The organism is Alcanivorax sp., from assembly GCF_051117345.1.
GTDB lineage: Bacteria > Pseudomonadota > Gammaproteobacteria > Pseudomonadales > Alcanivoracaceae > Alcanivorax.
Genome location: NZ_JBNPEC010000153.1, coordinates 1 through 12530, shown reverse-complemented (window position 1 = coordinate 12530; position 12530 = coordinate 1). Strand labels below are relative to the sequence as shown.

Here is a 12530-nt window from a genome sequence, read left to right as displayed (position 1 = left end):
GCGCCTCCGGGGAAACGTATGGGCATGCTGTCGACATCCTTTCGGGGGGCAAGATCACTGCGGACGTGAAGTTTGCACCCCTGGAAGCGACCGGTGTTAAAACCGTACGCAACCCTGCGGAAATTGGTAAGGCCGTGAAAGAAGCGACAGGCTGGTAATACAGACTGTTGAAAGAAAAAGGCCGGCAAAATGCCGGCCTTTTTTTGTGAGAGTTGCCCACACTATTTCTATAGTCTCTGCTGGCTGGGAAAAGCACCAAGCCTTCCCGTCCCCGGGTTGAGCCCTCAGGGGCCATAGAAATAGTGTGAGCAAGCCCCCTCAGTGGAGAATATCGTCCTCCAGATCAAAGAACTCGTACTCATTGAGTTCCTTTTTCAGGCGGCGGGCCTCCAGACGATCTTCGATGCGATGACGCATGTCCATGTTGAACGCACGGGAGCGCGCACTGCGTTCCTCCTGCTCTTCATCGTCCACATCGTCATCCAGAATATCGAAATCTTCGTTCATCAGCAGATCTTCCGAATCAAGGTCTTGCTCATTACGATGGTTACTCATGGTGGCCTCCTGTGTCTGACCTCCTCAAACAACCTGTTAATCGGCTAGTCAGGTCCGGGGCACCGGTTTCCTAACGTCCTCAGCGCCTGTATATCTCCAGATTTTCCCGCTTACAAGTTTTTTTTTATTTCCGATGATAAGTGGTGGTGGCTGGAGCACCTGGCGGCGCAGGAAGCGGATCGGAGCGCTTGCTGCGGTGCGGAGTGTGATGGAGATCATGCCTGGCCGCTGGATAGAAAAATCAGTCACTTAAGTGCTGGAATGCCCGGGCCCGGCTTTGTAAAGTGGAGCCATGGGGATAACCCTTTCGTCTGGAGCCTGCAGAGCCTCTTCCGACGTCGCCCGCTGGGGGCCGCGCAGCCACCGGTTACATTTTCAGGGATTCTGCAGAGTTCATATGCGTATTCCTGGTTAACAGGGTGCCGAAGTAAAGGCGCCAACGAATGCGTCACAGAAGCTTATTCAACGCTCCGTTGAGAGAATCATCTGTTGAGAGAATAAGAAGATGGCAGAACTGCTGATCATTATTGGGGTAAGTGGCTTCATCATCAGCACCCTTGGCCTGATGCACGAGGCGGGTAGCCGGGGACATAGTGCCTTGTTTTTCCTGTTACCCCTGGCAAGCCTGGGACAGGTGCAGCAGCACTGGGAGGAATATCGCTGGTGGGCGCTGGGACGAGTAGCGTCATTGCTTACGGCGGCGGTAGGGGTGGCGCTGTTTCTGGCAACCGGCCAGAGCCCGCTGGAACAGGCTCCCCGGCAAAACCTGGCGGGGCAGGCGGGCCAGGTGTTGCGGGGCGATAATATGGCCACCAGTACCGCATTTGTGACGTCTGAGGAGGCCGCGCTGCTGGTAGTAGAAGGTCAGGGAAAAGCTCTGTCAGGCCGTTTGCATGGAAAGACATTCCGTTATGACCGGGTGGCACTGATAGACGGGGTCCTGACAGCCAGCCAGGGGAAAGGCTTCCTGCCCGAACTGGAAGTGCGCATTCTGCTGGGCTGGGATCCTGAAGCAATCACCGAGCGCCGTTCAATGCTGGTGAACCCATCCGATGAAGGGGCGCCTGTGGTGCATTTATCCTGGAAACCGGAGGGGCAGGACTACCCGGAAACCCGTATCTTTTCCGGCGGCTACCGTCTGGAGCTGGCGCTGGCGCCGCTGGATACCGATCAGCTTTCCGGTTCCATGGTGCTGGTCATGCCGGACAGCTTCAAAAGTTATCTGGTTGGTGACTTCACGGCGTATTCCAATCATCTCCGCTATCGTAATGGCAATGTCGATTTGCACTTCGATCACGATGACACCCTGGCCTATGTAGCCGAGGAATATCTGGCCACCCAGTTCCCGGAAGGTGTGCTTGAATCTGTTCAGGCGGAGCATGTACAGATGCGCCGCGCGGAGTCTAGTGGTCAGGTAATGTCCCGGGTCGTGTTGACCAATGGTGCGGTGGAGCAACGGCATGTGCGCCTGGAAAAAAGCGAGGTGGGCTGGGCCGTGGTGCCGGGGTCAATGGAAACGCGGGTGATCACGGAGCCGCGAGAGGGCAGTGCAACTCTCAGATCGCCGGTGTTCGAGAAAGCGGCGCCAGAAGAGGCGCAGGTGTTACCGCCGGTGGAGAAGACCTTCCCGGAGCTTGTGGCCTATGTGGACAGCAATGTACTGCTGGAAACCCACAGTGGCCGTCAGCTTGATGGGGTGTTGCGCCGCATCAGTGGTGATCGTTTGTGGTTGGTCATGAATGTGGGTAGCGGTAATGTGGAGCGTAGCGTCTCCGCAGAGGAGCTCAAATCACTGACGCTGTCCAATGGACAACGGATTGATCTGGTATCTGAGGGTGATGGCAGTGATGAAGCGGGGGTTGTCTACGACAGTGAACCGCGGGTTGAACAACAGTCGGAACAGATCAGCAAGGTGGACGAGCCTGTTGAGGAAATTTCTGCGAAACTGAAGGGGCTCCGTGCCCTGGTAGGTAAATCCGTCACCATCACCGCCAGTGGTGTCGCCACCCGTACAGGGATTCTGCAGGCGGTCACTGAGGATCATTTGACCTTGAGTGTGGCGATGGGAGCAGGCAACATCGAATACTTCTATGACATGAACAGCATTCAAAAGGTTGAGGCAGCACGTTGAAGATACTGATTACCGGAGGCAGTGGATTTATCGGCCAGCACCTGTGCCGGAGGCTTGCGGCTCACGGGCATGATCTTGTCGTGCTCAGCCGCCGTCCCAGACGGGCCGCCAAGCTGTTGCCGGAAGAAACCCGTATCGTGTCGTCCCTGGATGATATTGCCGATGACGACGCCATCGACGGCATCATCAACCTTGCCGGTGAAAGCCTGTTTGCCGGGCGCTGGACGGAACGCCGTAAAAAGGTGCTGTTTGACTCTCGTATTGGGGTTACCCAGGGCCTGGTGGCGCTGGTGTCCCGATTGCAACGCAAGCCGGCGGTGATGGTATCCGGCTCTGCGGTGGGCTTCTACGGGGATGCAGGTAATGCGGAGCTGACGGAAGACAGCTCTGCCCGCAAACGTGATTTCGGTTATCTGCTCTGCGATGCCTGGGAGCAATCGGCACGGCCTGTGTCCCGTCAGGGTGTGCGGTTGTGTCTGGTGCGCACAGGCATTGTACTGGGCCGTGATGGCGGCATGCTTGGCAAGCTGCTCCCGGTTTACCGGCTCGGGTTTGGCGCCATGCTCGGCGATGGTAGCCAGTGGTTGAGCTGGATACACATCGACGACATGGTGGCGATTCTGGTGCGGGCGGTGGAAACCCCGGGTATTGACGGGGTATTCAATGCCACGGCACCGGCACCGGTTACCCAGCGAGAGTTCCATCGATCCCTGGCCAGTGCGGTCAAGCGACCGGCTTTTCTGCGGGTGCCGTCAGTGGCGCTGCGTGCCGGGCTGGGCGAGCAGTCTGAGATCCTGCTGGGCGGGCAACGGGTGTACCCCCGCCGCCTGGAGCAACAGGGTTTCGTGTTCCGTTTTCCGGATTTGACGTCGGCGCTGGCTCACCAGGTCAAGCGCTGAGCCCTGTTCCTCCCCCTTGAAAAACACACGGCTGCCCCTATTACTCCCGGGTGATTAACTCATAGGAGTCAGCTGTGTCCGTAGAAAAACAAACCCATGGTTTTCAGGCGGAAGTATCCCGCCTGCTGCACCTGATGATTCATTCCCTGTATAGCAACCGGGAAATTTTTCTTCGTGAATTGATCTCCAACGCCTCTGATGCCTGCGACAAGCTGCGTTTCAAGGCACTGGATGATCCTTCCTTACTGGAATCAGGCAACGACCCGGCGATCAGTCTGCGAATCGACAAGGAGGCGGGCACCCTTTCCATCGCCGATAACGGTATCGGTATGAACGAGGAAGAGGTTATCGAGAACCTGGGCACCATTGCCCGTTCCGGCACCGAAAAATTCCTCGCCTCGCTCAGTGGTGATCAGAAGCAGGACGCCCAGCTGATCGGTCAGTTTGGTGTGGGCTTTTATTCCGCGTTCATTGTCGCTGATCGAGTAACCGTGGAAAGCCGCAAGGCTGGTACCGATGTCTCCGCCGGTGTCCGCTGGGAAAGCGATGGCCAGGGTGAGTTTACCGTGGAGCCCATTGACCGGGCAGAGCAGGGTACGGCGGTGATTCTGCATCTGCGCAAGGATGCCAGGGAGTTTCTGGATGACTTCAAGGTCCGCCAGGTGGTGCATCAGTATTCGGACCATGTGGCCTTCCCGATCACGCTTGTCACCCCGGCAGAAGGCGACGACGAGGAAAAAACAGAAACCCTGAACTCCGCCACGGCCTTATGGCAGCGGCCCCGTCAGGAAATCAGCGACGAGGAGTATCAGAATTTCTACAAGCACATCAGCCACGATTTTCAGGATGCGCTGAGCTGGAGTCACAACAAGGTTGAGGGCAAGCTGGAATATACCAGTCTGCTTTACATTCCTGCCCGGGCGCCGTTTGATCTGTATCACCGGGAAGCCAATCGTGGCCTTAAGCTCTATGTGCAGCGTGTCTTTATCATGGACGACGCGGAGCAGTTTCTGCCCCAGTACCTGCGTTTTATCAAGGGTGTGATTGATGCCCCGAACCTGCCACTGAACGTGAGCCGGGAGCTGCTGCAGGACTATGGCCCGGTACAGAAGATCCGTGCAGCGCTGACCAAACGGGTGCTGCAGATGCTCAAGAAACTGGGCAATGACGAGGAAAAATTCGCCACGTTCTGGTCCCAGTTCGGCCAGGTGATCAAGGAAGGCATCGGCGAAGACCGTGACAATCAGGAAGCGGTTGCCGCCCTGTTGCGTTTTGCCAGCAGCAAGCAGCCAGGCAAGGCGACTACCTCGCTGGACCAATATCTGGAGAACAAGCCGGCAGACCAGGACAAGATCTATTACCTGCTGGCTGACAGCCCGTCGGCGGCAGAGAACAGTCCGCATCTGGAAGTCTTCCGCAAGAAGGGTATCGAGGTCCTGTTGCTCAGCGATCCGGTGGATGAGTGGATGGTCACCTATCTGGACAGCTACAAGGACGTGAAGCTGGTCAATGCGGCCCGTGGCGAGCTGGATCTGGGCGAAGAGGCGGACCAGGCCGATAACGATAATCCGCTCATCGGCCGTCTCGGCAGCATCCTCTCAGAACGGGTGGAAGCTGTGCGCGCCACCTCCCGTCTGGTGGATTCCCCGGCGTGCCTGGTGTTGGCTGAAGATCAGCTGGGGCCGCAAATGCGCCGCATGCTGGAAGCTGCCGGGCAACCGGCGCCGGAAAACAAACCGGTGCTGGAAGTGAATCTGAGCCACAGCCTGGTACAAGCGTTGGCGGAGATGGAAGACGGTGAACACTTCGACGACATGGCCGCACTATTGCTCGACCAGGCCATGCTGGCGGAAGGGCAGCTGCCCAAAGATCCGGCGGCAACTGCCCGACGCTTGCAGGCGATGTTGGTGAAGGCAGTGAACAGTTAACAGCGACGCGATCAGGGAGGATGCATTTCCAACCGCAAGCGGCCGCGCCCATTTCCTGGGTGCGGCCGCTTGCGTTTCTGATATGACAATAATTCTTCGCGCAGCGGTTAACGATTCACGGTTAACGGTTAACTGCCGTGCCGCGTTGTATCCCTGACGGGGGGCGCTTATGATGCCTCAAAAGCTGCTATACAAGGCGTTCCGTATGGAGCAGGAAAGACATAACGCAACGATTCTGGGCGGTGGCAGTTTTGGCACCGCCATGGCCAGTATCCTGGCCGCCAATGGCCACCGGGTGAATATCTGGGTACGTGACCCGGAAACGGCCGCGGCGATCAATCTGGATAGGGAGAACAGCCGCTACCTGCCTGGTGCTGAATTGCCTGCGGGAGTGAATGCCACAGACAGTCTGGAAGAGGCGCTGGATCAGGCATCCCTGGTGTTTGTGGCCATTCCCAGCAAGGCGTTTGTGGACGTTCTCCGCCAGGCCAGGGAGTGGGTGCCGGCTGACACCATGGTGATCAGCTGTACCAAGGGGATCTATTCCGAAGGCTTTCTGCTGATGAGCGAAGTGTTGCAGCAGGAGTGGCCCCACGCCCGTATTGGTGCTCTCAGTGGCCCTAATCTGGCCAAGGAAATTGTCGAGCAAAAGTTTTCCGGCACGGTAGTGGCAAGTCCGGATGAGGAGCTTTGTCAGGTCGTGCAGACGGCCCTGAGCTGTGATTACTTCCGGGTCTATGACAATCCCGATATTTATGGTGTGGAATTGGGCGGTGCCCTGAAGAATATCTATGCGGTGGCTTCCGGCATGGCCGCAGCCATTGGCGTGGGCGAAAATAGCCGCAGCTTCATGATTACCCGTTCCCTGGCTGAAATGAGCCGTTTTGCGGTGGAGCTGGGTGCCAACCCGATGACATTCCTGGGGCTGTCCGGGGTGGGGGATTTGATCGCCACCTGTAGCTCTTCGTTGTCGCGCAACTACCAGGTGGGTTTCCAGCTGGGCAAGGGCAAGAGCCTGGAAGAAGCGGTGGAAAGCCTGGGGCAGACAGCTGAAGGCATCAACACCATCAAGCTGGTGGCGGACAAGGCCGCGGAGCTGGGGGTTTATATGCCTCTGGCCACGGCCCTGTATCAGATCGTTTACCATGGCCAGCCGCTGGAGCTGGTTATCCAGCAGTTGATGAGCGGGGAATACAAACACGACGTGGAATTCCAGCTCGCTGGAGCCAGTGCATGAAGCTTTATCTGAGCCGCCACGGCCAGGCGGTTTCCCGGGCTCCTACCGATGCGGAACGCCCCTTGACCGAGACGGGCAGGGCGGCGCTGCTTGCTCACTGGCAAGGCATGCGGGACAGCGGAATTGCCGTGTCGGGGCTGATCGCCAGCCCCTATGTGCGCGCCCAGCAGACCGCAGATTGCATTGATCAGGTCTATGGTGGTCTGCCCAGGAAAACCTGTGAGCAGCTGGTCCCGGATGCGAACCCGCAAGCGCTTTTTGACTGGTTGCTTGCCAACCCAGCCGGAGATAACGCCGTGTTGGTTAGCCATATGCCGTTGGTGGCCCAGTTAACCGCAAGCTGGACCGGTTCGGCCGAGCGTATCGGTTTCAATGTGGGGACGGTGGCCTGTCTGGATGTGGAGGTGGCTGCTGCAGCCGGTGCCCGTCTGCTGTGGTTACGCAGCCCTGGCGAGGCTGTGTCTGGCCGCTGATCCGGAAAACTCTACCCTTGAGAACGCTTTCCGTACCGTTCGCCGTCTGGCGCTAGTCAGGTTATTTGCGATTGCCCTAACCTGACCTTGATGGCACTGGAACGCATGGCAGACTCCTGAACGGTGTCATCGGTACCACCCTAAGGGGGGGAATGTGATGTCTCCTTGCATCACATCATCTTAGGCAGATCCTCGAGCACCAACCTATGTTGGTGCTTTTTTTATGTGTGTCATTCGACGATTTCTATTCCAGCAGAAACCCTGTTTTAGCACGGGGCACAGACACGTTTTTAGTCTGTGAACGTTGTGGTAGCGGGTTTTAGCGGGATTCGGAATCCGGTTGCCAGGCTAACCGTTCAATGGGTTGGCCATCGGCGGCCACCAGGTTGAGCAGAATGGGTAGGCGCCCGAGAAATTCCAGCCCCTCTGACTGGCGAAGCTCTCTGAGATACTGCTTTACCCGGCCACTGATCCACGGATGCAGGGTTGCCTTGATGGTGACGCCCTTGCAGCGTGAGCCCCTTTGCCGGTGCCAGTCCTGCAGGGCGGAGCGCAGTACCGGAAAGTGGGACTGGAACTGCTCGAAGTCGTCGGCCACCAGATAAATGTCGTACTGGTAGAGATTACCGCGCCAGCTCATTCCTGCCTTGGTTTCCTTGAGTCGCAACCGTGGTGCCAGGGTGCCGTTGATCCCGGCTTCCTGCGGGCGGTAACGGGCCCGTTCGCGGGTGTAATGCTCCGGGGCTTCCAGGTGGTCGAGGGCGTCAACAAGGGCAGCGCCGCTTTCCGGTCGATCTGCCGGGGCCTTGGCCAGCAACTGGCGCAACAATGGCTGATAATGGCGGAGTGTGACTGGCAACAAGGGTATCGGTTCACGCAGGTGGGCCTGCGCCATAGCGCTGGCATCCTCGCCGTGATAAGGCGGTTTGCCAGTGAGCATTTCGTAGAACACACAGCCCAGGGAATAAAGGTCTGATTGTGGTGTCAGCGGCTGGGAGCGGTGTTGTTCCGGGCTCATGTATTTGGGGGTGCCCATGATGCTGTTGGTACTGGTGACGCTGGTATCGCGCAGCATGTTGGCGGCGATGCCGAAATCCATCAACAGTGCGGAGCCGTCGGCACGAAACATCACATTGTCCGGCTTCACGTCCCGGTGAATGAAGCCATGCAGACCGGCGTAGTCCAGGGCGCCAGCCAATTGCCGCAGCACGTTTTCTGCGTCTCTGGGCTCTATGCCATCGCGAATGCGCTGTTTCAGGCTGCCCCCGGTCACGTACTCCATGCTCAGATAATAGTAACCCTCGTGCTCGCCCACGTCATACACCGGCACGATATGGGGATGATTGAGGCTGGCCACGGTGCGCGCTTCCTGCATGAAGCGTTCGGCAAAGCTGGGTTCCAGGGCGAGAGAGGGGGTGAGTATCTTGATCGCGACCTGGCGCTCGAAGGAATGCTGGGTAGCGAGGAAGACATGTGCCATGCCACCCTTGCCAAGGCGTTCGGTAATACGGTATCCGGGAAGTCTGATGGCCATGCTGTTATCGAGGTCGTCCTGACCGATTATTGTTGTCGGGCCCGGGGGAGTTTACTCGGGCGGTTCGCCGTAAAGCGCCTTCATTTCGGCTTCGGAGCGACGGGCCTGGGCCAGTTTCGCTTCCAGCCGTTTCTTCTGTTGATCAAGGCTGAGGAAAAAGCTGACCTTGCTCTGCAACAGTTGCGGATCAATGGGCTTGAACAGATAGTCTACGGCACCACTGCGATAGCCTTGTTGCACAAAGCGGGTTTCTTTCGAGATGGCAGTCACAAAAATGATAGGCACATTCTGGGTGCGCTGATGGGAGCGCATGATGCCGGCCACTTCGAAGCCGTCCATTTCCGGCATTTGTACGTCCAGCAATACCAGGGCGTAGTCTTCCTTGAGGAGCTTGGCCAGGGCCGCATTGCCGCTGGTCACGCTGTCCAGATCACAGTCCATGTCTTCCAGTACCACCTCGAGCGCCACCAGATTCTGTGGGGTGTCATCCACCAGCAGGATACGGGAGCGGGGTAGTTGCAGATTGTCGTCACTGGAGTCGGCAGTGGTACTCATGATGTGATCCGGTTGGCGTAGTAGCTGAGACTTTAGTCTTACCCGATGTTATCAACTTTTTTCGGAACCGTCTTGCTCTTCCAGCTTCCATTGTTGCACGGCCATCTGGGTTTTTACCTGTTCAAGCACATCCAGCAAGGTGTCGCGGATCAGCTGGTCGAGTTGCTCGCCTTCTCCTTTGGCGGCACCGATCAGATCGTGGAGGAGTTGCTCCAGCTGCGGTCGGTTGGCTGGTGAGGCCAGGTCATTCACCAATTGATCCACGAAAGCGGTTCCGGTTTCGCGCACGGCGTCGCCGAGTAGGGCGATAGCCCGGGGCCCGGCCACAGGGATGGCCGCCAGGCGTTTACCGGCCTGGGTGCGAGTGAGCGATTCGTCGGTCAGGTGGGCGAAATATTCCGCCAGCTGATCGCGATACTGGCCGTGGCTTTTCTGGGTGGCGTCGGCGATGCGGGTGGCGATAAAGCTCACCAGCTTGTCCTGGCGCGGTGCCAGTACCTGGGTTTCGATGCGGTGCAGCAGCGGACTGCCGCCGCCTATTTCCCGTTGCGCACCGCTGAGAACATTGATCACCACCCGGTCGGAAATTTCTTCTACCACGATGCCGTAGTACTTGAGCACGGTCTGGCCTAACCAGGTCTGGGACAGATCAATAATGCCCATGCGTTGCAGGCGCATGACCAGGCCGACTATGCGCAAAACCCGTAGCCAGCGGAAACTGCCCACCGGAATACAGCCGAGCAGGTCATACCAGTGGGCAAAGGGGTAGAAGAACCAGCGGTGGTAGGTGCTACGGGCTATCGCGACAATCCAGCGGATTACGAACTCGGTCAGGTAGACAGCAACGAAACAGAGGTCGTAGAACAAGAAATTACTGTGGATGGTGTCCCGGTAGAAGGCATGGAAAGCCGGCGTGAGATCTGCCAGAAACGCCTGTACCGGCGGCACCTGGAAAAGCCAGTCGAACAGGATCAGGCCAAGGTTGAGGATGACCAGGGCAATCATCAACAGATCGATAACAAAACCGATCGTGTCCAGGTTGAGCTTGAGCTTTTCCGGGTGCAGTTTGATTTTCATGGATCAGCCGCGAAACCGTGCCCACACCGGGCAGTGATCAGAGGGTTTTTCCATGCCGCGCAGGTCGTAGTCAACGCCGGTAGTGTCGAGTTTCTCCAGCAACGGCGGGGTGGCCAGCACCGTATCAATGCGCAGGCCCCGGCGCGGCTCCCGCTCGAAACCCCGGGAGCGATAGTCGAACCAGGAAAAAATGTCATCGGTGTCCGGATTCTGGTGCCGGAAGGTGTCAGTCAGTCCCCAGCCGATAAGACGCTGCCACCATTCCCGCTCCTCCGGCAGGAAACTGGTTTTGCCTTCCCGTAGCCAGCGCTTTCGATTGGCTTCGCCGATGCCGATATCCAGGTCGGTGGAGGAAATATTGAAATCTCCCATCACCGCCACCTGTTCGTTGGGCTGGTGGTGGTTATCCAGATAGTGCTGCAGGTCCTGGTAGAACTTTTCCTTGGCTGGAAACTTGATCGGATGGTCACGATTTTCCCCTTGGGGGAAATAACCATTGAGCACGGTAAGCGCAGAGCCATCGGTGTGGCGCAGGGTGCCGATAATCATGCGACGCTGGGCGTCTTCGTCGTCGGTGGGGAAGCCGTACTGCACTGATTCCAGCGGCTCGCGGGTTATCAGCGCCACACCATAGTGGCCTTTCTGACCAAAATAGTAGGGGTGGTAACCCATGTCGCGAACCGCCTGTTCAGGAAATTCCGGGTCGTTAACCTTGGTTTCCTGAAGGCCGATTAGAGCCGGCTGATACTTGTCAATGACTGCCTGCAGCTGGTGCAGGCGGGCGCGAATACCATTGATGTTGAATGAAATCAGGGTCATGGAGCCTCCTTGGTGCGGGCATTGTACACCAACAAAAGATGACGGAGGCAGGCAACGCTGTGGCGTTTTCGGACATGGTCCGGGGTGAACAGTTGTGGCTATCATGTCTCTTTTGTTTTCGTGCCCAACTCAGGGAGACACCATGTCAGCAGTTTCTGCCGATCGTCAGACGCTGGTATTTGCCCATGCCAACGGCATTCCAGGCCATAGCTATGACACCTTTCTGGCGCCGCTGGCGGACGAGTTCGATGTCGTCATCATCGATCGGCTGGGCCACAATCCGGCTTACCCGGTGGATGCAGATTGGTACAATCTCAGCCTGGAGCTGGAAGCCAGGCTTGAATCCCTGCCCAAGCCGCTGGTTGGCGCCGGCCATTCGCTGGGGTCGGTGGTTATGTATCTGGTGGCCCAGCGCCACCCGGAATGGTTTTCCGCGCTGATCATGCTGGACCCGCCAATGATGAATGGCTGGCACGGGGTGATGATGCATGCAGCGAAACTGACCGGCATGATTGATCGGGTAACGCCGGCGGGCAAAAGCAAGGGGCGGCTGGATTACTGGCCGAATTGGGAAGCGGTGGAGAGCTACTTTTCCTCACGCGGCCTGTTCCGGGCCTTTGATCCACGTTGCCTGGCAGACTATCTGCGCGCGGGGCTGGAGCCCTGGGAGGGCGGCTGGCGATTGCGTTTTCGCCCGGAGGTGGAAGTGGCCATTTTTCGACATACCCCCACGGCTGCCACACGCATGCCCAGGCTGAACGTGCCTGGGGCGATTATCACCGGCAAGGGGTCGCCATCGCCGTTTCTCGACAGTGCCCGGCGCCATGTGCGCCGCCACGGCATGCTCCACCGCATTGCCGAAGGATCGCACATGTACCCACTGGAGAAGCCTGAACAGACCCTGGCCCTGTTTCGTGAAACCCTGCAAACGCTGCAACAGGGGGAGGCGAGTTAATGGCCGCAAAAGAGAAGAAATTTCACGTTTTCGGACAGACCCTGGCCGCCCTCAGCTGGGACGGCCAGGGCGAGCCGGTGCTGGCCCTGCATGGCTGGCTGGATAACGCCGCATCCTATATTCCGCTGGCGTCGCAATGGCAACGTCCCATGGTGGCACTGGATTTTTCCGGTCATGGCCACTCCGATCATCGCCCGGACGGGGGGGTAACCCACCTGGTGGATCATGTGCGTGATGTGCAGGCGGTGGCAGATCAGCTCGGCTGGCAACGCTTCACGCTGGTTGGTCACTCCATGGGGGCGGGGATTGCCTGCCTGTTCGCGGCAGCGTTTCCGGATAGGGTCTCCCGGCTGGTGCTGATTGAAGG

Annotated in this window: 12 protein-coding genes; 7 read left to right on the top strand and 5 right to left on the bottom strand. The window is 58.1% G+C overall.

The genetic code is table 11. The annotated features are described in order from the left end of the window. Positions 1-318: 318 nt before the first annotated feature. Positions 319-555 (bottom strand): PA3496 family putative envelope integrity protein, encoded by a 237-nt coding sequence (locus ACFE0K_RS10020; protein ID WP_434535927.1) that lies wholly within the window; start codon positions 553-555, stop codon positions 319-321. A 505-nt stretch (positions 556-1060) separates the two neighbouring features. On the opposite strand from ACFE0K_RS10020, the gene ACFE0K_RS10015 reads away from it, so the two are divergent. The 5 genes from ACFE0K_RS10015 (at position 1061) to sixA (ending at position 7223) form a co-directional block, all read left to right on the top strand. Continuing rightward, positions 1061-2686, top strand: a complete 1626-nt coding sequence (locus tag ACFE0K_RS10015; RefSeq protein WP_434535926.1) for a hypothetical protein — start codon at positions 1061-1063, stop codon at positions 2684-2686. Further along, positions 2683-3585 (top strand): TIGR01777 family oxidoreductase, encoded by a 903-nt coding sequence (locus tag ACFE0K_RS10010; protein WP_434535925.1) that lies wholly within the window; start codon positions 2683-2685, stop codon positions 3583-3585. The genes ACFE0K_RS10015 and ACFE0K_RS10010 overlap by 4 nt, the downstream gene beginning before the upstream one ends. Before the next feature lie 74 nt (positions 3586-3659). Beyond that, positions 3660-5513, top strand: a complete 1854-nt coding sequence (gene htpG / locus ACFE0K_RS10005) for a molecular chaperone HtpG (protein WP_434535924.1) — start codon at positions 3660-3662, stop codon at positions 5511-5513. A 205-nt stretch (positions 5514-5718) separates the two neighbouring features. Further along, positions 5719-6750 carry an NAD(P)H-dependent glycerol-3-phosphate dehydrogenase gene (locus tag ACFE0K_RS10000; protein WP_434535928.1) on the top strand — a complete coding sequence of 344 codons (1032 nt, stop codon included), beginning with the start codon at positions 5719-5721 and terminating at the stop codon, positions 6748-6750. Next, positions 6747-7223 carry a phosphohistidine phosphatase SixA gene (sixA, locus tag ACFE0K_RS09995; protein WP_434535923.1) on the top strand — a complete coding sequence of 159 codons (477 nt, stop codon included), beginning with the start codon at positions 6747-6749 and terminating at the stop codon, positions 7221-7223. Before ACFE0K_RS10000 ends, sixA begins: the two co-directional genes overlap by 4 nt. A gap of 319 nt (positions 7224-7542) precedes the next feature. On the opposite strand, the gene ACFE0K_RS09990 is transcribed toward sixA, so the two are convergent. From ACFE0K_RS09990 to xthA, 4 genes are read right to left on the bottom strand one after another with little or no spacing between them, the layout of a single operon-like run. Beyond that, positions 7543-8757: a serine/threonine-protein kinase gene (locus ACFE0K_RS09990; RefSeq protein ID WP_434535922.1), complete on the bottom strand. Its 1215-nt coding sequence runs from the start codon at positions 8755-8757 to the stop codon at positions 7543-7545. A 51-nt stretch (positions 8758-8808) separates the two neighbouring features. Then, positions 8809-9312 (bottom strand): response regulator, encoded by a 504-nt coding sequence (locus ACFE0K_RS09985; RefSeq protein ID WP_035244105.1) that lies wholly within the window; start codon positions 9310-9312, stop codon positions 8809-8811. A 51-nt stretch (positions 9313-9363) separates the two neighbouring features. After that, on the bottom strand, positions 9364-10389 hold the full coding sequence (locus tag ACFE0K_RS09980) for an ion transporter (protein ID WP_434535921.1): 1026 nt from the start codon (positions 10387-10389) through the stop codon (positions 9364-9366). A 3-nt stretch (positions 10390-10392) separates the two neighbouring features. Continuing rightward, positions 10393-11208, bottom strand: a complete 816-nt coding sequence (gene xthA, locus ACFE0K_RS09975) for an exodeoxyribonuclease III (protein WP_434535920.1) — start codon at positions 11206-11208, stop codon at positions 10393-10395. A gap of 142 nt (positions 11209-11350) precedes the next feature. Here xthA and ACFE0K_RS09970 point away from each other — a divergent pair, with 142 nt between their 5' ends. Beyond that, positions 11351-12163 (top strand): alpha/beta fold hydrolase, encoded by an 813-nt coding sequence (locus tag ACFE0K_RS09970; RefSeq protein ID WP_434535919.1) that lies wholly within the window; start codon positions 11351-11353, stop codon positions 12161-12163. Continuing rightward, on the top strand, positions 12163-12530 hold a 368-nt coding region (locus tag ACFE0K_RS09965; RefSeq protein ID WP_434535918.1), incomplete at its 3' end, for an alpha/beta fold hydrolase. The genes ACFE0K_RS09970 and ACFE0K_RS09965, both read left to right, overlap by 1 nt.